The organism is Micromonospora sp. NPDC049171, assembly GCF_040648275.1.
In the GTDB taxonomy this organism is placed as follows: Bacteria; Actinomycetota; Actinomycetes; order Mycobacteriales; family Micromonosporaceae; genus Micromonospora.
This window is the reverse complement of the sequence record NZ_JBEZDJ010000030.1, coordinates 53,667-74,509: the sequence shown is the minus strand read 5'-3', so window position 1 is coordinate 74,509 and position 20,843 is coordinate 53,667. Positions and strand designations below refer to the sequence as shown.

Annotated in this window: 15 protein-coding genes; 5 read left to right on the top strand and 10 right to left on the bottom strand. The window is 72.2% G+C overall.

What is annotated here, in order from left to right; all coding sequences use genetic code 11:
- The first annotated feature begins 145 nt into the window (after nt 1-145).
- The gene (locus AB0B14_RS30665) at nt 146-5,044 is read left to right on the top strand and encodes a permease (protein WP_357525587.1); all 4,899 of its coding nucleotides are present in this window, start codon (nt 146-148) and stop codon (nt 5,042-5,044) included.
- A 174-nt stretch (nt 5,045-5,218) separates the two neighbouring features.
- Here the strand turns inward: AB0B14_RS30665 and purE are convergent, their stop codons facing one another.
- The 3 genes from purE to AB0B14_RS30650 all read right to left on the bottom strand — a co-directional run bounded on the left by purE (nt 5,219) and on the right by AB0B14_RS30650 (nt 9,060).
- The gene (gene purE / locus AB0B14_RS30660) at nt 5,219-5,710 is read right to left on the bottom strand and encodes a 5-(carboxyamino)imidazole ribonucleotide mutase (protein ID WP_357525585.1); all 492 of its coding nucleotides are present in this window, start codon (nt 5,708-5,710) and stop codon (nt 5,219-5,221) included.
- A 26-nt stretch (nt 5,711-5,736) separates the two neighbouring features.
- On the bottom strand, nt 5,737-6,912 hold the full coding sequence (locus AB0B14_RS30655) for a 5-(carboxyamino)imidazole ribonucleotide synthase (RefSeq protein WP_357079016.1): 1,176 nt from the start codon (nt 6,910-6,912) through the stop codon (nt 5,737-5,739).
- Between the two features lie 111 nt (nt 6,913-7,023).
- Nucleotides 7,024-9,060 (bottom strand): thioredoxin domain-containing protein, encoded by a 2,037-nt coding sequence (locus tag AB0B14_RS30650; RefSeq protein ID WP_357525583.1) that lies wholly within the window; start codon nt 9,058-9,060, stop codon nt 7,024-7,026.
- Between the two features lie 149 nt (nt 9,061-9,209).
- On the opposite strand from AB0B14_RS30650, the gene AB0B14_RS30645 reads away from it, so the two are divergent.
- Entirely contained in the window at nt 9,210-9,644 is a 435-nt protein-coding gene (locus tag AB0B14_RS30645) for a hypothetical protein (protein WP_357525581.1), read from the top strand.
- 194 nt (nt 9,645-9,838) lie between these two features.
- Nucleotides 9,839-10,513: a hypothetical protein gene (locus AB0B14_RS30640; RefSeq protein WP_357525580.1), complete on the top strand. Its 675-nt coding sequence runs from the start codon at nt 9,839-9,841 to the stop codon at nt 10,511-10,513.
- Between the two features lie 84 nt (nt 10,514-10,597).
- Here AB0B14_RS30640 and AB0B14_RS30635 read toward each other — a convergent pair whose 3' ends face one another.
- The 3 genes from AB0B14_RS30635 to mca form a co-directional block, all read right to left on the bottom strand.
- Nucleotides 10,598-13,129 (bottom strand): bifunctional diguanylate cyclase/phosphodiesterase, encoded by a 2,532-nt coding sequence (locus AB0B14_RS30635; protein ID WP_357079009.1) that lies wholly within the window; start codon nt 13,127-13,129, stop codon nt 10,598-10,600.
- A gap of 178 nt (nt 13,130-13,307) precedes the next feature.
- Nucleotides 13,308-13,601, bottom strand: coding sequence for a hypothetical protein (locus AB0B14_RS30630; protein ID WP_357079005.1), 294 nt, complete (start codon nt 13,599-13,601; stop codon nt 13,308-13,310).
- A gap of 48 nt (nt 13,602-13,649) precedes the next feature.
- Nucleotides 13,650-14,531: a mycothiol conjugate amidase Mca gene (mca, locus tag AB0B14_RS30625; protein ID WP_357079001.1), complete on the bottom strand. Its 882-nt coding sequence runs from the start codon at nt 14,529-14,531 to the stop codon at nt 13,650-13,652.
- A 207-nt stretch (nt 14,532-14,738) separates the two neighbouring features.
- Here mca and AB0B14_RS30620 point away from each other — a divergent pair, with 207 nt between their 5' ends.
- Both AB0B14_RS30620 and greA read left to right on the top strand, forming a co-directional pair.
- Nucleotides 14,739-15,179, top strand: coding sequence for a DUF4307 domain-containing protein (locus AB0B14_RS30620; protein WP_357079093.1), 441 nt, complete (start codon nt 14,739-14,741; stop codon nt 15,177-15,179).
- A gap of 156 nt (nt 15,180-15,335) precedes the next feature.
- Nucleotides 15,336-15,833, top strand: coding sequence for a transcription elongation factor GreA (gene greA, locus AB0B14_RS30615; RefSeq protein WP_357078998.1), 498 nt, complete (start codon nt 15,336-15,338; stop codon nt 15,831-15,833).
- A 59-nt stretch (nt 15,834-15,892) separates the two neighbouring features.
- Here the strand turns inward: greA and ilvA are convergent, their stop codons facing one another.
- The 4 genes from ilvA to AB0B14_RS30595 form a co-directional block, all read right to left on the bottom strand.
- Complete coding sequence (ilvA, locus tag AB0B14_RS30610) at nt 15,893-17,113, bottom strand: threonine ammonia-lyase (RefSeq protein ID WP_357525578.1); 1,221 nt, start codon at nt 17,111-17,113, stop codon at nt 15,893-15,895.
- A 144-nt stretch (nt 17,114-17,257) separates the two neighbouring features.
- On the bottom strand, nt 17,258-18,148 hold the full coding sequence (locus AB0B14_RS30605) for a DUF4328 domain-containing protein (RefSeq protein ID WP_357525576.1): 891 nt from the start codon (nt 18,146-18,148) through the stop codon (nt 17,258-17,260).
- Nucleotides 18,149-18,192: 44 nt separating this feature from the next.
- Complete coding sequence (locus AB0B14_RS30600) at nt 18,193-19,602, bottom strand: amidase (RefSeq protein WP_357078988.1); 1,410 nt, start codon at nt 19,600-19,602, stop codon at nt 18,193-18,195.
- 12 nt (nt 19,603-19,614) lie between these two features.
- Entirely contained in the window at nt 19,615-20,757 is a 1,143-nt protein-coding gene (locus AB0B14_RS30595) for a cystathionine gamma-synthase (protein WP_357078985.1), read from the bottom strand.
- Nucleotides 20,758-20,843: the final 86 nt, after the last annotated feature.

Genomic DNA, 20,843 nt, shown 5'->3' with positions numbered 1-20,843 from the left:
CAGGCGTTCGCCGGCCGGCCATCGAGCATCTCGGTGGCCGGCCGGTGTCGTTGTTTGCCCCGGACCCGCCGACAAGAGTCGAAATCCGCGCCAGCTTTGGGCATGCTGCGACAGTGGGAGTCCACAGTGCGGGTGGAGGGGTGTCGTGGCGACCTTTCAGTGCTCCTCGTGCGGTCGGGAGATCAAGCCGGCCGTCCAGTGCCCGCATTGCGGGGCTGACCAGCCGCAGTGGGTCGAGCACCTCGCGGATATCGAGCGTTCGATCGCGGAGATGAAGGCGCGCGACGCCGCCATCGCCCGCGAGCAGCGGCAGATCGCCGCGAAGATGCAGGCCGCGCTCTTCCAGCGGGACATCCTCGCGCACGCCGGGGAGGAACGACTCAAGCAGGCCACCCGGCCGCGCCGGGTGCTCCGCCGCCGCCCCGGCCGTCGGCCGCCGACGGCCACCACCGGGGCGCCGCCCCGGGTGCCCCGCCAGGGCACTCCGCCCGCGCCGGAGGACCCGCCGCCTCCGCCGCCGCGGGCGAGTTGGCTGGACGCGGACGATCCGGAGCATCCTCCGGAGGCCTCGTCACGCGAGGTACAGAACATCCCCCTCGGGTTGGGCGCGTTGCTGCTCGCGGTCTCCGCGGTGGTCTTCGCCGTGGTCGCCACCAGCTCGATGGACGCACTGGCCCGGCTCGGCATCCTGCTCCTGGCCACCGTGCTGATGCTGCTCGCCCCGCCGGCGCTGGCCCGCCGGGGGCTCACCTCCACCGCCGAGACCATCGCCGCGGTCGGCCTGCTGCTGGTGCCGCTTGCCGGCAACGCCCTCTGGGCCGTGGACCGGATCGGCGCCGGCGGCGCGTCCGGCACGGTCTTCGCCGGGGTGATCTTCGCGGTCACCGCCGCCGTCGCGTTCGGGTACGCCGGCTGGACGGGTCTGCGCGCGCCCCGCTTCGCCACCGTGCTCGCCGCGCAGCCGGTGCTGCCGCTGCTGGCGTACGACCGGATCACCGGCCCGGGCGGCTGGGCGCTGGTGCTGGCCCTGGTCGCCCTCGTCGACCTCTGGCTGGCCCGCTCCGGCGTTGCCCTGGAACGCCCCGTCCCGCAGGACCTGCCGCCCTCGGACACCACCACGTCGACACCCCGGCAGCGCGGCGCCGAGACCCGGCCGGAGGGCGACCCGGAGGAAGTCGCCGAGCTGATCGACGCCAGCGCGGGTTCCGCCGACACACGACCGTCCCGTCCGGTTCCCGGCCTGCGCGAGCTGACCTGGCTGCTGCACGCGGTGGCGGTCGCGGTCGCCCTGGCGTACGCGACCACCGCCCTCCTCCGGGCGCAGACCGTGCCGACCGCGACCGGCGCCGGGGTGGTGCTGCTGCTGGCCGCCATGGTCGGGCTGGCCGGCGCGCTGGTGCTGCGCCGACCGCCGCTGCCCGACGTCGCGGCGGGCATCGTCACCCTCGCCGTGATCGGCGCGCTCAGTCGGATCGCCTCGGTGGCCTACCCGGGTCGTGCGCTGCTGTTGATCGCGGCGGTCATCACGGTGACCGGGCTGGCCGTGCGTGCGGTGCCCGAGGCGGCCCGCCGCGGCCCGCAGATCGCCTCGGCGGTGGCGCTGACCGTCAGCGGGCTGGTGGTCGCCGGAGGCGCGCTACGCGCCGGGTTGGCACCGGTCCGGGCGGCACTGCCCGCCTGGGATGCCGACCTCGGCCGGTATCCGGCCGAGTTGGCGGCGGCCGTCGGGCCGACCTCCTGGCAGTTGGCCGGCGCGGCGTTCCTGCTCACCATCGCGGCGGTGCTGGCCCTGCCCACGGAGATCCGCAGCGAGTTCGCGGTCGCCGGCGCGGCGCTGACCGCGTTGGCCGTGCCGGCGTCGCTCGGCCTCGGCTGGGCGATGGCGCCCTGGCCGATGGTGGTCACCGCGATCGGCATCGGGGTCATCGGCCTCTCCGCCCGCACCGACCGGGCCGCGGCGGCGCACGCCATCGGGGCGGCCGTGGTGGGCCTGCTCGGCGCCGGCGCCAGCCTGTCCCGCCCCGCCCTCACCGCCGCGGTCCTGCTCACCCTGTTCGCGGCCGGCACGCTTGCCGCGCTGGCACCCCGGATCCGGATCGCCTCGGCCGCCTCCGACACGGTCACCGCCTGGGCCGCCGGAGGCGCGGCGTTCGCGCTGCCCGGTGCGGTGGCCGCGTTCGTGGCCGCCAGCATGCCGATCGACCCGACCCCCACCCCGGCCAGCCTCCGGGAGGTGACAGTCCCGGTCCTGGCGGCCAGTTTCCTGGCGGTCTGCGTGACCCTCGGCTACGCGGCCATCGTGCAGGTCTCCCAGCGCCGCATCCCCGCACCGCTGTCGGTCGGCACCGGGTTGGGCGCGTTGCTGGTCACCGCCGCCGCGTTCGGGGCGCCCGGTGCGACAGTCGCCGACGCCTGGGTGGGCGCGTTACTGCTGGTCGCGGCGGTGCTGCTCTTCCTGGCCCCGTCCATCGACGCCGGCCGTCGCGCCGACCTCACCCTCGACGGCTCGGACCTGGCCGCCGCGGCGGTCACCACCGCCCTGATCGCCACGCTGGTGCGGATCGGGGCGGTGTTCGCCCCGGGCGGGCAGTTGGCGGTGGCCGCCGCCCTGCTCCTGGTGGTCGCCGTGGGGGCACGCACCATGCCGGAGGAGTGGCGACGCGGGCCGATCCTCGGCCTCGCCGTCGGCGGTCTCCTCATCGGCGTCCTCGCCGGTTGGTCGGCGGCGCGCGGTGGGGTCGGCGTGCTGGCCACGCCCGGTCCGATCTGGCAGGGCGACCTGAGCGGCTGGCCGGCCTCGCCCGTGGGCGGCGCCACCTGGCAGGCACCCGTCGCGCTGGCGCTGTTGGCTCTCGCCGCCGGCATCCTGCTCCCCCCGCCCTGGCGGTGGGACGTGTCCGGCGGGGCCGTGGTGCTGGCCACGATCGGCGCGCCGGCCGCGTTCGATCTGGCCTGGTGGTCGCCGGTGCTGGTGGGCGGAATGGTCGCCACCGTCTACGGGATGGCCGCGGTGGCCACGGAGGAGGCGCGGGCCGGGCTGTCCCGGGCGACCGTGGCCGGGGTGGTCGCGCTGCACGCCGCCGGAGCCGGCCTGGTCCGGCCCTGGACCACGGCACTGGCCCTGGGCAGCATCGCGCTGATCGGCGTGGTGGTGGCGATGCTGGCACGTGTCCTGGCCGGCCCACAGGTGACCGACATCGACACCGAGGGGATGCCACCGCACCTGGTGCTGATCGGTGGCGCGGCGATCGGTGGCGCGTTGCTCGCCCTTCCCGGTGCGGTGGCGGCACTGGCCGCCGAATTCGACAACTCGACGCAGGTGGTGCTGACCGCCGCGCTGGCCGCGTCCAGCCTCGGCCTGGCCGCCGTGGCCGCGGTCCGCCGGCAGGTGCCGCAATATCTGCCCTGGGTCAGCGTCGCGGTGGTCGGCGGGGCCAGCATCAGCGCCCTCGCCGCCATCCCCACCGGCCTCCCCGCGGGTGTCTACGCGGCCGCCGCCGCCCTGCTGGGCGTGCTGGCCGAGCTGATCCGCGCGGCCACCGTGCCGCCCGCCGGCTCCGCCCAGCCGGTCCGGCGCTGGGCGGTACGCCTCGACGGCGCGCTACGGCGACTGCCGGACGACCCGGAGCGACGCCGTTGGCGGGTCAACCCGGCGGCGGGTGCGCTGGCCGCGGCGGCCCTGCCGACCGCCCTGGCCCTCGTCTCGATCGCACCCGCGCTGTTCACCGCGCTTGTCGAGCCGCACCGCACCCTGACCCGGATCTGGCAGGGCCCACCGCCGGAGCTGCTCACCCCACCACCGGACGTGGTCAATCCGACCCACGTGCTGACGGCGCTGCTGCTCACCGCGACCGCGGCACTCGCCGCCACCGGCTTCAGCGGTGGTCGACGTTCCCGTGCCGTCCCGGTGGTGCTGCCCGGAGCCGCCGTCACGCTGCTGATCGCACCCATCGCGCTGGGCTGGGCCTGGCCCGCCAGCACCGTTGCCGCGCTCTCCGTCTTCACCATCGCGATGCTCGGCCTCGCGCTGACCCCACCGCCGCCGCTCGTCGAGCGGGCCCGCTCGCTGCGGCTGGCCCGGGTGCTGGTGTTCGTCATGGGTCTGGCCGGTGGCAGCGCCGGGCTCGCCGGCAGCCTGGCCGACCGGCACATGACCCTGTTCACCCTCGGCAGCGGTGTCGGCGTCGGCATGGTGGCGGCTCTGTTCGGCACCACCCAACGGGCGCGCATCCTCGGCTGGCTCTTCGCCTCACTCATGGCGCAGCTCTTCGTCCTCACCGTCGGCCTGGTCGCCGGGCTGGCCGCGGTCTGGTCCGCGTTCGGAGTGCTCGCCGTGGGGGCGGTCCTCCAGGTGCTCGCCGCGACCCTGCCTCGGCTGCGCCGCCCCGAGGCGCAGCGGGAAGCCTCCACCGTGGAATGGACCGGGTACGCTGCGGCGCTCATCGCGTTGGCGCTCGCCTTCGACTCGCCCCGACACATCGCCGCCCTGCTGGCCGCCTGGGGTGCGGTCCTCGGCGTGGCGGCGACCCGGCCCGGTCGCCGGCCGGTGGAACGCCGGATCCTGTTCTGGGCGGTGGTGGTCTGCGAGATCACCGCGTGGTGGATCCTGATGCGGGTCGCCGAGGTGGCGCTGCCCGAGGCGTATACGCTGCCGTTCGCCGCGCTGGCCCTCCTCGTTGGCGTCCTGGAGCTGCGGCACCGACCGGACCTGAGCAGTTGGGTGGCGTACGGGCCGGCACTGGTAGCCACCTTCGTGCCGACGTTGGCCATCGTGCTGGCCACCGAGTCCAGCACGCTGCGGCAGATGCTCCTGCTGCTCGGCGCGGTCGCAGTGTTGATCTTCGGCTCGTCCAGCCGTCAGCAGGCACCGGTGATCGTGGGTGCGTCGGTCACCGCGATCACCGCGATCCACGCCCTGTTCAGCCTCGGCCCGTGGCTGGTGCTCATTCCGGTGGGCATCCTGCTCCTCGTGCTCGGCGCGAGCAACGAACGCCGCCGCCGCGCCCAGGAACGCCTACAAACCGCCCTACGCGGCATGAGATAAACCGGAGGGTCACGGCAGTCTGCGTGAGTGGGCGCGGCGAGTGGTCCGGGTTCCGGGACCAACCGCCCTCGTGTGTCGATCATGGAGTTGTGGTGGGTGACAAAAGCCCCGTAGCGCCTTCTTGCCGGCACCACAACTCCATGATCGACGCGGCTGCGGCCTGACCGGGAGGGGTTAGGGGAGTGTTGCTTGGAGGGCGGCTTCCTTTTTTGCTACCAGCTTTTCCAGGTCCTGTTGGTAGGTGGCCATCCGGGCGCGCAGGGTTTCGTCGTTCGCGCCGAGGATGCGTACGGCCAGCAGACCCGCGTTGCGGGCGTTGCCGATCGACACGGTGGCGACCGGGATCCCGGCCGGCATCTGCACGATGGACAGCAGCGAGTCCATGCCGTCCAGGTGCTTCAGCGGCACCGGCACACCGATCACCGGCAGCGGCGTCACCGAGGCGACCATGCCCGGCAGGGCGGCGGCACCGCCAGCCCCGGCGATGATCACCTTCAGGCCCCGGTCGGCGGCGTCCCGGCCGTACTCGATCATCGCGACCGGGGTCCGATGCGCCGAGATCACCCGCACCTCGTACGCCACGCCGAAGTCGTCCAGCACCTCGGCGGCGGCCCGCATGGTCGGCCAGTCCGAGTCGCTGCCCATGATCAGCCCGACCGTGGTCACCGGGGTCTCCTTCTCGCCCGAGGACGTCACTCGTGCCCCTCGCGCAGCCAGCGGGCGGCCCGTGCGGCCCGTGCCCGTACGTCGTCCAGGTCGTCGCCGAGCACCGTGACGTGCCCGATCTTGCGGCCGGGTCGCACCTGCTTGCCGTACAGGTGCACCTTGGCACCCGGTTCGGCGGCGAAGAGGTGGTGCAACCGCTCGTCGATCGACATCCCACCCGGCTCGCCGCCCAGCACGTTCGCCATCACCACCACCGGCGCGGTCAACGCGGTGTCGCCCATCGGGTAGTCCAACACCGCCCGCAGATGCTGCTCGAACTGCGAGGTCCGGGCACCCTCGATGGTCCAGTGCCCGGAGTTGTGCGGGCGCATCGCCAGCTCGTTGACCACGATCGCGGGCCGACCGGCCTCGTCACGCACCTCGAAGAGCTCCACGGCCAGCAGACCGATCACACCGAGCGCGGTGGCCAGGTCGATGGCGAGTTGCTGGGCGGCGACCGCCAGCTCCTCGTCCAGGTCGGGTGCCGGGGCCAGCACCTCCACGTTGATGCCGTCCCGCTGCACCGTCTCGACCACCGGGTACGCGGCCACCTGGCCGAACGGCGAGCGGGCCACCTGCACGGCCAACTCCCGCCGCAGCGGCACCCGCTCCTCGACGATCAGCCGGGTGCCGCCGGCGAGCAGCGTGGCTGCCAGCTCGGCGGCCTGGTCGGCGTCGTCGACCATCCAGACGCCCCGACCGTCGTAGCCACCCCGAGCGGCCTTGAGCACCACCGGCCAGCCGACCCGCGCACCGAAGCCGACCAGGTCGGCGGGCTCGCCGACCGGGCGCCACGCCGGGTTGGGCGCACCCAACTCGGTCAGGCGTTCCCGCATGACCTGCTTGTCCTGGGCGTGCAGGAGCGCGTCCGCCGGCGGATAGAGGGTCACCCCTTCCGCCGCCAGCGTGCGGATGTGCTCGGAGGGCACGTGCTCGTGGTCGAAGGTGACCACATCGCAGCCCTTGGCGAAGGTGCGTAGGGCGGCCAGGTCGGTGTGGTCGCCGTACTGGACGTCGGCGGCGACCAGCGCCGCGCCGTCTTCGGGGGCGGTCGCGAGCACACGCAGTGACTGGCCGAGGGCGATCGCGGCCTGGTGGGTCATCCGGGCCAACTGGCCACCACCCACCATGCCGACAACAGGCAGACCGGTACGGGAATCCATAGCGCGGCCAGCCTATCCGGGCCCTCGGCACGTCCACCCGGTGGGCCGGCGACCCGCCCCGGAAGCGCCGCGGCGGCCACCCGGCGTGCGACGTGGGCAACTACTGTGCGCTCAGCCCAGCTCGGCGACCAGCTCCTCCACCGAGGTGACCGGCCGCTGGCAGACGAAACCCCGGCAGACGTACGCGGCGGACCGCCCGTCGACAAGCGGCCGGTCGGCGAGCAGCGGCACACCGGGCTGGTCCGGACGCCCGGCGACGACCACCGCCCCGGGCGGGGCGTGCCGGTGAGCGGCGGCCACCAGGGGGTCGCCGGCCGGGTCGTCGGTCGCCACGGCGATCTCGTACGGCCCGGAGAGCAGCGCCTCGCCGACCATGGCCGCGTACCCGGCGAACCGGGGGTGCTGCCCGACGATTGGCGCGACCGTGGCGAGCGCCGCCTCGGCGGCCTCCCGGTAACGCGTCTCCCCGGTCAGCGCCGCGTACGCCACCAGCCCGGCGATCAGGGCCGACCGGCCGGACGGGGTGGCATTGTCGGTCGGGTCGGCCGGGCGGGCGACCAGCCGCTCCGCGTCGTCGGCGGTGTCGTAGAAGGCACCACCGGGCGCGGCGAAGTGTGCCAGGGCGGCGTCCAGCAGCTCACCGGCCAGCGTGAGCCAACGGCCCTCGCCGGTGAGCTGGTGCAGCGCGCAGAAGGCCTCGGCCACACAGCCGTAGTCCTCCAGAACACCGGCCGGATCGCCGACCTTGCCGTTGCGGGAGACCCGGCGCAGCCGGCCGTCCACCAGGTGTACGGCGGCCAGGTGCTCGGCGGCGTCACGCAGCGCGCCGTCGGCGACGATGGTGACGCCCTCCATCAGGTTGGCGTCCTCGTCCTGCGGGGAGGCGGACAACGCGGCGACCTGGAGGAACTCGACGATCGCGGTGATCGCCAACCCGTTCCAGGCGGCCACCACCTTGTCGTCGCGCGCCGGCTGCGGGCGGGTGTCCCGGGCACTGAGTAGCCGCCCGACCACCTGCTGCCAGCGGGCCCGGGTCTCGGGCGCGGCGTCGTCGACGTCCCGGGCGAGCCTGAGCACGCTCATGCCGTGTTCAAAGGTGCCCTCCTCGGTGACGGCGAAGAGGTCGGTGGCCCAGCGGCCGTCGTCCTCGCCCAACGCCTCGACGAGCTGCGCGGGAGTCCACGCGTAGGTAAGCCCCTCGACGCCCTCGGTGTCGGCGTCCAGCGCGGACGCGAAACCCTCCCCCGGCCGGTGCAGCTCGTCGGCGAGGAAGCGGGCGGTGTCGCGGGCCACCCGACGGGCCAACGGGTCACCGGTGAGCCGCCACACCTGGGTGTAGACCCGCAGCAGCAGCGCGTTGTCGTAGAGCATCTTCTCGAAGTGCGGAACCGTCCAGTGCGCGTCCACCGAGTAGCGGGCGAACCCACCGGCGAGCTGGTCGTAGATGCCGCCTCGGGCCATCGCCTCGGCGGTGTGTCGGGTGATCTCCAGGCTGCGCGGGTCACCGGTGCGCTGGTGGCGACGCAGCAGGAAGAGCATGTTCATGTGCGGTGGAAACTTCGGGGCGCCACCGAAGCCGCCGTTCGTCGCGTCGTACTCACCGGCCAGCCTGCCCGCCGCGGCGTCGAGCAGCGGCGCGTCCAGCGGGGCGGTGGGGCCACCCACGGCCTGCGCGCCACCGATCGCCTCGACCACCGCGGCCCCCTGGCCCAGCACCGCCTCGCGCTGCTCCCGCCAGGCGGTGGTGACCGACTGGAGCAACTGGACGAAGTTGGGCCGCGGGAAATAGGTGCCGCAGAAGAACGGTGTGCCGTCCGGGGTGGCGAAGACGGTCATCGGCCAGCCACCCTGGCCGGTCATCGCCTGGGTCGCAGTCATGTAGACGGCGTCCACGTCCGGGCGTTCCTCCCGGTCCACCTTGATCGACACGAAGTTGTCGTTCATCAGGGCGCCGACCTGCTCGTTCTCGAACGACTCGTGCGCCATGACGTGACACCAGTGGCAGGCGGCATAACCCACCGAGATGAGCACCGGCACGTCGCGCCGTTTCGCCTCGGCGAACGCCTCGTCCGACCAGGGCCACCAGTCGACCGGGTTGTCGGCGTGCTGGAGGAGGTAGGGGGAAGTGCTGCCAGAGAGCCGGTTCACGACTCCCAGCCTCTCACGCCAAGGCTTCACACCGCCGGCTGGCTTCCTCCTCGGTCCCGGTAGCCGGTCGGCGCGGCGAGGGCAGTCTAATCTCTAAATCGTCGTGTACGCTAGCGGAGTTGTGACGATCGGAAGACTTGAGGACCGTTATGGCCATACGCACCATCGAAGTCGATGACGAAGTGTTCGCCTTCCTGCAGCAGCACTGCGAGCCACTGGTCGACACGCCGAACGACGTGCTGCGCCGGCTGCTTCTCAGCGGAGGCTCGGAGGAGCCACAGGAGAAAACCGTACCGACCAGAAAGCGTTTGCTGCGTCGACCTGGAGCCCTGTTGCCGTTGATCAACGCCGGCCTTCTCGCTCCAGGAGACGTTCTACGGCACAAGCAGCCGAGACGGGGCATGGTTCACGAGGTAACCGTCACGCCGCGAGGCTGGCTCAAGCTTGCAGACGGAAGGTCGTTCTCAACTCCGTCACGAGCGCTTGCGGAGCAGACCGGCACAACGATCAACGGCTGGACCTACGTCCACGTGCCGAGCGGCAAGCAGCTTTATGTACTTCGACACCAAGTTGAGCGCAGCTGACCTTGCGCTCCCAATCGTCAGTCTCTACGATTGGGAGCGTTAGCCCGGCAGTCTCCCACAGAGAACGGCCGTGGGGCCCATCTGATCGGACTCAGCGCATTACAAAACCCCGGCGGCATGCCCTCACGGGCAGAGGCGGACCGGGGTCTTCGGACTGAATCGTAGCGCACGTTGACGAGGAGCGGGAGACGGGCATGCAGGTGGCAGAGCTGATGGTGCTCGAACAGCGCCTCTCACCTGAGCGCCTTGATCCGTACAAGGTGGCATGCGGCGGCGATCTGCGGGCAGCACTCGCGCTATATCAGTGGAACGTGGAGGTCACCACAGCGCTCTCGGCAACCTTGGGCCACGTCGAGGTGCTGTTGCGAAACGCCCTACACCGCGAACTCGAAGCATGGTCTGCCCGAACCTTCGGCGAGCCCCGCTGGTACCTCAACCCCCGATCTTCGGCGCTACCGAACGGTTTCCTGTTCACCGAGGCCCTCCATGACATCGCCAAGGCGAGGCTTCGTGCCGTACGTGACAGGCGGCCCGAAACGTCTGGACGCGTCGTCGCAGAACTCAACCTTGGTTTTTGGCGGTTCCTTCTCGCTCGTCGGTACGACCGTGGGCTGTGGCATCCCTGCCTTCACAAGGCTTTTTCTCGTCAGCGGCGTGTAGTCGTCTTCGAAGCGGTCGGCTCGCTACACGAGGCACGAAACCGGATGGCCCACCACGAACCGATGTTCAATCGGCCGCTCGTCAGTCTGTATCAAACTTCGTTGCGGGTCGCAGACTGGATTTGTCCCACGAGTCGACGCTGGGTCGAGCAGGGTAGCCGGGTCACCACCGTTCTCACGGCCCGGCCCGCCGTTGGCGGTAACCCATGACGACCGACGCGGCGTCACGGACCCGACGACCATAACCACCCCCGGCGGACCGCTCCGGGCGGTCGCCCGGTCCGGCCGGACCCGTCAGGAGGCGCCGTCGGCGCGCAGCCGGAACACGTTCGACTCCGCCGAGTCCCGTAGCGACCCCAGCACCGCACTGATCTTGTCCGCCGGCATCGGCTTGAAGAAGTGGTAGCCCTGCGCGGAGGTGCAACCCAGCTCGGCCAGGGCCATCCGCTGCTCGGCGGTCTCCACCCCTTCGGCGACCACCCGCAGCCCCAACTCGTGGGCGAGGCCCACTGTCGTCCGGACGATCGCGGCGGCCTCCGGTGAGTCGGCCATCCGGATCACGAAGGAGCGGTCCACCTTCAGCTCGTCGACCGCGATGCGGGTGAGGAAGGTCAGCGACGAGAATCCGGTGCCGAAGTCGTCGACCGCGAGCTGCACGCCCATCGACCGGAGCGTGGCCAGCACCTCGTCGATGACCTCCAGCTCGCTCATCACCACCGTCTCGGTGATCTCCAGGACGAGCCGGTGCGGTGGCACCTGATGGCGGCGCAGCGCCTCGGCGATCTCCGCCGGCAGGCGGGGGTCGAGCAGGCTGCGCGCCGACAGGTTGACCGAGATCGGGACGTCGAGGCCCTCCCGGGCCCAGCCGGCGGCCACACCGAGGGCCTTGTCCAGCACGTAGCGGGTGAAGGTGCCGAGCTGCTCGCTGTTTTCCACCGGCCGGATGAAGTCGGCCGGGCTCAGCCACCCGCGCCGGGGATGCTGCCAGCGGATCAGCGCCTCCACCCCGGTGGGCGCGCCGGTGGCCAGGTCGACAGCCGGTTGCAACGCCAACACCAGTTGGTCGTCGACCTTCAGCGCCTCGCGTAGTTCCGCCAGCAGGGCAAGCTGATCCGTGCTGGCGGCGTCGCGGGTGCCGTCGTACGCGGCGACGTTGCCGCCGCCCTCCTTGGCCTGGTACATCGCGATGTCGGCCCGGCGCAGCAGCTCGGTCAGGTCGGCGGTGCCGGCATCGGCCACCACCACCCCCACGGAGACCTCGATCGACATTCGGACGCCGGCCACCTCGGTCGGCGCGGCCAGTCGCTCGGCGATCTCGCGGGCCTGACGCAGTGCGTACGCCATCGGGGCGGCCCGGTCGCCGAGCACCGGCACCGCGGTGAGCAGCAGCGCGAACTCGTCGCCGCCAAGGCGGCCGAGCAGATCGCCGGGGCGGGCCAGCACGTTGAGCCGGTTCGCGGTCAGCCGCAGCAGTTGGTCACCCGCGGCGTGACCGAGGGTGTCGTTGACCTCTTTGAACTGGTTGATGTCCAACAGCAGCAGTGCCACCGGATGATCGTGCGCGAGCTGCCGCAGCGACTGATCGCCCTTGCCGAGCATCGCCGCCCGGTTCGCCAGCCCGGTGAGCGGGTCGTGCACCGCCTCGTACGACGAACGGGCGGTGACCAGTCGCAGCTCTCGGTGCGTCGCGGCGTCGTGCAGGGCGGCGGCGAGCGCGTCGCCGAACGCGGCCACCGCGTCGCGTTCCCGGGCGTTGGGTGGGGCAGAGCGGGGGAACCGGACCCGCAGCCGACCGACCGGCGCGGCACCGACGGACAGCGCCCGGCTCAGCTCGTGCTCGTCCGGCTCGGGCCGGTCCGGTGGGCCCGTCTCCCGGTCGACGAACTGGCCGGTGGCGTCTCCCCGGTACCGGTGCCACCGGCCTTCGGTACGAGCCACCTCGACGTCCACCAGCTCGGCGTTGAACAGCGTCAGCGCCCCGGTGACCGCCGCACTGGCCACGCCCCGCTCGTCGAGCTGGTTGAGGGCCGCCGTGGCCTCGGCGAAGGCTCGCCAGGTGCGACGCTCCTGATCGGAGCGCAGCCGGTAGCGGTAGGTCTGCTGCAGCAACCACAGCAGCGGCGGGAGCAACAGCAACCAGCGCGCGTCGAGCTCCAACAGGGCTACGACCACCAGACCGACCGCGACGTTGCCGACGAACATCAGCAGCTTGCCGCGCAGCGCGGCGAGCAGCGGCGGCCCGATCGGCAGCCCGTGCCGCAGGCCCAGCGTCACCCCGCCCAGCCAGGCGGTCACCAGGAGGTAGGTCACCGACCCGGCGATCACGGCCAACGCCAGCATCGGGGTGGGCGGGGCGAGTAACGGCCGCCCCAGCGCGGTGGCCACGGAGACGGCAAGTGCCGACGCGGCGGCCAGCGACGCGGCGATCCGGACGATCTCCAGGGCCGGACGGCGGTCGGTGTGCAGGGAGAGCACCGTCCAGGCCAGGCCGGTGCCGAGCAGCGTGGCGGACGGCAACCAGCCGGCCGGTGTCAGGTAGAGGCAGACGATCAACGCCGCCTCGCCCCAGGTGATGCTGACCATGCCCGCGGCCGACCGGAACCGCAGCCGAGCGAGCTGGGCGAGAGCGAGGACGGCGACCGCGATGCCGAATCGGGCCGGCCCACCGAGGAGGTCGTCGGCCGGCAGCCGGGCGGGAAGCGTCAACCCGACCGCGGAGGCGACCAGGGCGGTCACGGTGACGGCGGCGGTGAGCACGAGCAGGCGGCCTGGGGTGCCCCGCACCCCGAGCCGGTCGAACGGAGCGCCGGCCGGACCGGAGGTCATCGACCTCCCCCGTCAGCCGACCGACCCGCGATACGGCGGGCGGCCGGTGCTGTGCTGGTCATCGGCGCCCCCTTCCGCACACGGCTCGGAGACTTTTGGTCCCCCGGCGGAAGGCTAAGCCAAACCGGGTGGTCGCAACAGGGGGCGACCACCCGGTTCGGCGTGATTCACGTGCGGGCTACCCGTTCCGGTGCTGCTGGTGCCCATTGGGACCAGGGGCGGAGGAATCACGCCCTCCGGTCCCGTCTGTCGGATCGACGACTGCGGCATCGACCCTGGTCGAGTCGACCGGCCCGGTCTGCTGCGGAAACCGGTCCGGTAGGCGGCGCAGCCGAGAATTCATGTTGCGGATCAGCAGGATGGTCGCGGCGGCCAGCAGCAGGATGAGGAAAAGGCCCATCGGCCCGGCCAGACCACCCGTGCGGGTGTCTCCGAAGTTGTTCTCCGCGAGCACCTGGGCAGCGGTCAGCATGGCGTTCCTCCGATGTGCGGTTGGTTACCAGGGTAGCTCCGCCCGGAATCAGCGTGCGTGCGCCGTCTCCCGCACCCCCGCGAAGAGATCAGACTCGGGCAGCGGACTGTCGACCACCGAGCGGGCGAGCTGGAAATCCTCGGTTGGCCAGGCGTGACGCTGCAACTCCATCGGAACGTGGAACCAGAAGCCGTCCGGGTCGACCTGGGTGGCGTGGGCGCGCAGCGCGTCGTCGCGGACCGGGAAGAACTCGGAGCACTCCACCCGGGTGGTGATCCGGGGGCCCTTGTCCGGACGGTCCTCCCAGCGCTGGAGCCACTCCTCGTAGGGCGACTCCTTGCCCGCGGCCAGCATGCCCTCGTGCAGCGCCATGATCTTGGCCTTGGAGAAGCCGATGTCGTAGTAGAGCTTCAGCGGCTGCCAGGGCGCGCCCAGCTCCGGGTAGCGCTCCGGGTCACCGGCGGCCTCGAACGCGGCCACGCTCACCTTGTGGCACATGATGTGGTCCGGGTGCGGGTAGCCGCCCTCCTCGTCGTACGTGGTCACCACGTGCGGACGGAACTCGCGCATCAGCCGCACCAGTGGGCCGGCGGCCACCTCGACGTCCTGCAGGGCGAAACAGCCCTCCGGCAGCGGCGGCAGCGGGTCACCCTCGGGCAGCCCGGAGTCGACGAAGCCGAGCCAGGCCTGCTCGACACCGAGGATCGCCCGGGCGGCGTCCATCTCGGCGCGGCGGATCTCGCCAATGTTGGCCCAGACGTCGGGGCGGTCGAGCTTGGGGTTGAGCACGCTGCCGCGCTCCCCGCCGGTGCACGTCACGACCAGGACATCCACGCCCTCGGCGACATATTTGGCCATGGTCGCCGCACCCTTGCTCGACTCGTCGTCCGGGTGCGCGTGCACGGCCATGAGTCGCAGCTGCTCTGCCAACTTTGGCACTCCTCGTCTGTGCCGGACGGTGGACCCGACCGGGCTCGACCGGCTGACCTGCCGGGATCGTTGCTCTGCTCACCGCACCCTGTCGCCGGCCAGCACCGCAGGTCGCGACCTGCCATTCCTGCCTCTGGACCGGGTGGGAGGATGGACTCTGTCATTCTTGCCGACGCCGCCGACAACAACGCCAGGAGATACCCGCCGGTGACCGAGACGCACGCCACAATTTCAGCCGGCGCTCCGGTTTTCCCGGCCGGACGCTACGGCCGTCGCCGGGCGCCCGGCGGAGAACGCCGTCGTAGCCTGCTGGCCGCGTTGGTGCTGCTGGCGCTCGTGGGAACGCTTACCGTGATCTCGGTGCGGCTCTACCGCCAGTACGGCGACCCGGTCTACGACGCCCAGGTGATCACCTACACCAACATCACGGACACGCAGGTGGTGGTCGACTTTCGGGTGACAGTTCCGGCGGGCGGATCGGCGCTCTGCGTGCTGCGCGCCCGCGACCGCGCGGGTGTCGAGGTGGCCCGTGACCAGATCACCGTGACCGCGCAGCCCGGCAACCGGCACGTGACGACCCGACACCGCCTCACCACCACCGCGCGGCCGTTCATCGGCGAGGTTCTGCGCTGTCGACCCCCAGCCTGAGCTGCCCAAACAGCCTTCGCCACCGGGCTCGGAGGGCGCCTACCCGCGGTGTCGGATCCGGACACCCGCGGTGATGGCCGACACGCTGTGTCGTACCGCACTGGTAACTTGGTAGTTCACCTGTCAGCCAGCCACGCACAACTGAGGAGAACGCCTGTGTCCACTGGCAACGAGGCGCCCGCCACCTGGCTGTCCCAGGACGCGCACGACCGTCTCCAGGCCGAGCTCGACGAGCACATCGCCAACCGCCCGGTGATCGCTGCCGAGATCAACGCTCGGCGTGAAGAGGGCGACCTGCGGGAGAACGGCGGCTACCACGCTGCCCGCGAGGAGCAGGGCAAGGCCGAGGGTCGCATCCGCTACCTGCAGGAGCTGCTGCGCACCGCGAAGGTCGGCGGAGCGCCGGCAGCGGACGCGGTGTCACCCGGCATGGTCGTGACGATCTACTTCGACGACGACGCCGACGACACCGAGACCTTCCTGCTCGGCTCGCGGGAGATCGCGGCCACCACCGACCTGACCGTCTACAGCCCCGAGTCCGCGCTCGGCAAGGCGATCCTGGGCGGCCGGCCGGGGCAGACCTGCACCTACACGGCCCCCAGCGGCGCCGACATCAAGGTGACAGTGGTCAGCTTCGAGCCGTTCTCCGGCTGACGTCGCCGGCTGCACCGCAAACCCAGACGCACCGCCCCGAGGCGTGGCACCCACCGGTGTCACGCCTCGGCGGCGAAGACCACCTGGTAGCCGCTGGCCCGCAACGCGCTGATCAGCGTGTCCGAGTGCTCCACGCCCCGGGTCTCCACCGACAACGCCACCTCGACCTCGCCGAGGCTGAGATGCGGGTTGGCCCGCTGGTGCTCCACGTCCACCACGTTGGCCCGGTGCTCGGCGATCTGGCTGAGCAGCGACGCGAGTTGTCCCGGCCGGTCCGAGCAGCGCACGGTCACCCGAAGGTAGCGACCCGCGGCGGCCAGACCGTGCTCGATCACCCGGAGCATCAGCAGCGGGTCGATGTTGCCGCCGGAGAGCACCGCGACCACCGGCGTCTCCACCTCGACCACGCCGGCCAGCAGCGCGGCGACGCCGACCGAGCCGGCCGGCTCGACCACCTGCTTACCGCGCTCCAACAGCATCAGCAGAGCCCGGGAGATGTCCTCCTCGGAGACCGTGACGATCTCGTCGACGAGCTTGCGCACGTGGTTGAAGGTGATCTCGCCGGGCCGGCCGACCGCGATGCCGTCGGCGATGGTGAAGAAGGCGGGCAGCCGGACCGGCTCCCCGGCCATCAGCGAGGGAGGGAACGCCGCCGCGCCGGCCGCCTGGACGCCAATGATCCGGACGTCCGGCCGCAACGCCTTCACGGCGACGGCCATGCCCGAGATGAGACCGCCGCCACCGACCCCGGTGATGATCGTCTTGACGTCCGGGCACTGTTCGAGGATCTCCAGCGCCACGGTGCCCTGGCCGGCGATCACGTCCGGGTGGTCGAACGGGTGGATCAGCACCGCACCGGTGCGCTCGGCGTACGTGTGCGCGGCGACAAGTGACTCGTCGACGGTGTTGCCGGCCAACTCCACCTGCGCGCCGTACCCCTTGGTGGCGGCCACCTTCGGCAGCGGCGCGTTGACCGGCATGAAGACTGTGGCGTGCGTGCCGACCAGGCCCGCGGCGAGGGCCACGCCCTGCGCGTGGTTGCCCGCGCTCGCCGCGACCACGCCGCGCGCCCGCTCCGCCGCCGACAACCGGGAGATCCGCACGTACGCGCCGCGCACCTTGTACGAGCCGGCGCGCTGCACGTTCTCGCACTTGAGCCAGGTCGGCCCGCCCAGTGCCGCGCTGAGCGGACGGGAGGGCTCCAGCGGGGTGGTCCGGATGACACCGGCGAGCAACTCCCGTGCAGCCCGCACATCGTCAAGACCGACCAGTTCCGTCATGCCCCGATCGTGCCACCCGCCTCCGGAGCCCTCTGCGGCGACACCGCTTCCGGCAAAGCCCCGCACCGGTTGATCCACTCGACAGCACCGAAACCGCGGTATCAACCTCGTGTGGACAGCGCGGTTTCCGCGATCCCGTGTCGATCATGCCCCGGGCGGGGCCCCCGGACCGACGGGCGGGGCCCCCGGACGGACGGGCGGAACCGCCGGACCCACGGGCGGAGCCGCCGGCCAGGTCTGAACCGCCGGCCAGCCGGGGGCGGTCGGCCACGCGGGCTGTGCGCGGGCGATGCGGGCCTCCTGTGCGGCGGAGATCCGCTGGATCAGCAGGTAGAACGTCACTGCGGCGAGCACACAGGCGACCGCCGGCACCGCGTTGTGAAGGAGTGAGTCCCGGTAGTAGTCGACGTACGCCTGGTAGTCCCCAGCGGTGGCGGGGTCCACCGGCAGGTCGTCGTAGGCTCGGCTGTCGAGGCGACTGGCCAACCGTTCGCCGACGAGGAACACCAGCCAGGAGCTCCACCAGACGACCACCAGGGGCGGGGTGACCCGCCGCCAGAGGCTGTCCCGCGCCACGTTGCCCACCACGCGGGCCGGCACCACGAAGTTCGCGAACGGCACCAGCCAACCGGCGATCGCCCACCCGGCGCCGAGCGTCGGCAGCGCACCCGGGAACGCGTCGGTGTTCTTCCGCGCCCGCCACGTCCAGATGATCACCAGCACGGCGGCGGTGAGGTACGCCGCCACCATGGGCAGCACCACCAGCAACTCGATGACCACCGCACCGAGCAGCAGATCCGGATCGGCGTCGGCATGGGCCCGCCGGGCCATCGCCAACCCGAGCAGCGGGGAGAGTGCCACCAGGAGGTACAGCACGGCTGTCGCGCCGACCGCGATGCGGGCGGCCAGCCCGATGCCGCGTACGGAGTAGGTCGGCAGCCCCGGGGTGACGGCGGGTTGGCCGAGCGGCGTGTGGCAACGCTGACACTCGTGGTGCGCGGAGGACGTGGTGTCCCCGCAGGTCTGGCAACGCATGGGGTCTCCCGGTCAGCGCGACGATGCGCGCACACCGTAGACGATCATGCGACCGCCGGCGACCCCGTTCCGACCCGGGGGTAACCAGGGGCGTGGCGTGCCCACGGGGCGGCCATCTCGAACTGGCCGGCCACACCGAGCAGCAGCAGCTCCGAGCCGGGCGGACCGACGATCTGCACGGCGACCGGCAGGCCGTCCGGGCGGCGGCCGACCGGCACCACGATCGCCGGCAGGCCGGCGATGTTCCACGGTGCGCCGTACGGGGCGTACCGAATGCTGGCTGTCATGTTCGCCCGCCAGGACCGCTCCGACCAGCGTGCCGCCTCCGGGGGCGCGGTCGCCAGCGCCGGGGTGAGCAGCAGGTCGACCGAGTGGTCGGTGAAGAAGTCGACCGACCGCTGCCGCCACGCGGCCCGGTCCGCCTCCCGCACGTAGCCGCGACGCTGCGCCCACTCGCCCAACGCGACGTGCCGCCGGGTACGCCGTTGCAGGCCACGGCGGTCCAACCCGGCGGCCCGCACGTCGGCGGCGGCGGCGGCGAGCCAGGTGGCGATGCCCTGTAGACCCAGCGCGGTGGGATAGACCGGATCGGCGGGCACCGTGTCGTGCCCGGCGGCGGCGAGCAGCCGACCGGCGGCGGCGACCGCGTCCCGGTTGGGCGCGTCCGGTGCGACACCCCGCACCGGGGAACGCAGCGAGACACCCACCCGCAGCCGCTGCGGCGGGACCAGCTTCTCGGGACGCCGACCGGCGAGCACCGAGAAACCCACCGCGGCGTCGGCGACCGTGCTGGTCAGCACGCCATGCTCGGTCAGGCCGAACCAGTCGTCCGCGCCGAGCTGGCAGGGCACCACGCCCCGGCCGGGCTTGAGCCCGACCAGCCCGCAACAGGCGGCCGGGGTCCGGATCGAGCCGAGACCGTCGTTGGCGTGCGCGATCGGCACCAGCCCGGCGGCCACCGCGGCGGCCGCGCCGCCGGAGGAACCGCCGGGGGTACGCGTGCTGTCCCACGGATTGCGGGTCACCGCGTTGTCGTCGTCGGTGACCGCCCACAGCCCCAGCTCTGGCATCCGGGTCACACCGAGGATCACCGCGCCGGCGCCGCGGAGCCGGCGGACCACCTCGTGGTCGGCCTCCGCGACGTCGCTGCGTGCCGCCGCCGACCCGTTCCAGGTGGGCAGACCGGCGACCGGAGTGTTCTCCTTGACCGCCACCGGCACCCCGGCCAGTGGCAGGTTGGCCAGGTCCTCCTGCTCGTCGACCTTCTCCGCCTCGGTGATCGCCTCGCCGCCGCGTACGGCGCGGAACGCCGCCAGCTCACCGTCGGCACGGGAGATGTACTCCAGGTGGTCGGCGACGACCTGCGTGGCCGACACGTCACCTCGGCGTACGCCCCGGGCGATCTGCTTGGCGGTCGCTCCGACCCAGGTCGCCATGATGTCCTGCACGGCCATCCTTCCCAGCGGTCAGCCCAGCGCCTGCTCCAGATCGGCGAGTAGGTCGTCGACCGTCTCGATGCCGACAGACAGTCGCACGAGATCGCCGGGAACTTCAAGCGGCGAGCCGGCAGCACTTGCGTGTGTCATCCGACCCGGGTGCTCGATCAGGGATTCCACACCGCCCAGCGACTCGGCGAGCACGAAGAGCTTGGTGCGGTTACAGATGTCCACCGCGTGCTCCTCCCCACCGGCGGCGCGGAACGAGATCATGCCCCCGAACCGGCGCATCTGCTTGGCGGCCACCTCGTGACCGGGGTGCGACGGCAGCCCGGGGTAGAGCACCTGGGCCACCTCGGCGTGCCCGTCGAGGTACGCGGCGAGCCGCTCGGCGTTGTCGCAGTGCCGGTCCATGCGTACCCCGAGGGTCTTGATGCCGCGCAGGGTGAGCCAGGCGTCGAAGGGGCCGTTGATCGCGCCCATCGCGTTCTGGTGGTAGCGCAACTCCTCGCCGAGCGCGGCGTCCGCGACGACCAGCGCACCGCCGACCACGTCGGAGTGCCCACCGATGTACTTGGTGGTGGAATGCACCACCACGTCCGCGCCGAACGCGATCGGCTGTTGCAGGTACGGCGAGGCGAAGGTGTTGTCCACCACCAGCAGTGCGCCCGCGTCGTGTGCCACGGCGGCCAGGGCGGCGATGTCGGCGATGCCGAGCAGCGGGTTGGTCGGCGTCTCCAGCCAGACGATCTTCGTGCGGCCGGGCTGCACGGCGGCCCGGATCGCGGCCGCGTCGGAGACCTTGGCCGGGGTGAACTCCAGGCCCCAGCGCTGGGCGACCCGGGCGAAGAGCCGGTACGTGCCGCCGTACGCGTCGTCCGGGATCACCACGTGGTCACCCGGCTGGCACACGGCCCGCAGCAGGGCGTCCTCCGCCGCCAGGCCGCTGGCGAAGGCGAGCCCCACCGACCCGCCCTCCAGCGCCGCCAGGCACTCCTGGAGGGCGTCCCGGGTCGGGTTGCCGGAGCGGCTGTACTCGTAGCCGAGCCGGGGCGCGCCGACGGCGTCCTGGGCGTACGTGCTGGTCTGGTAGATCGGTGGGATCACCGCGCCGGTCCGCGCCTCGGGGTCCTGACCGGCGTGGATGGCGAGCGTCTCGAAGCCGTGGTTCATGCTGGTGAGGCTAGTGCCCGCCGGAGATGGCCGGAACGGAACCCGCGCTCCCCGGCGGGGCCGGACCGTCCGGCCCGGCCCCGCGC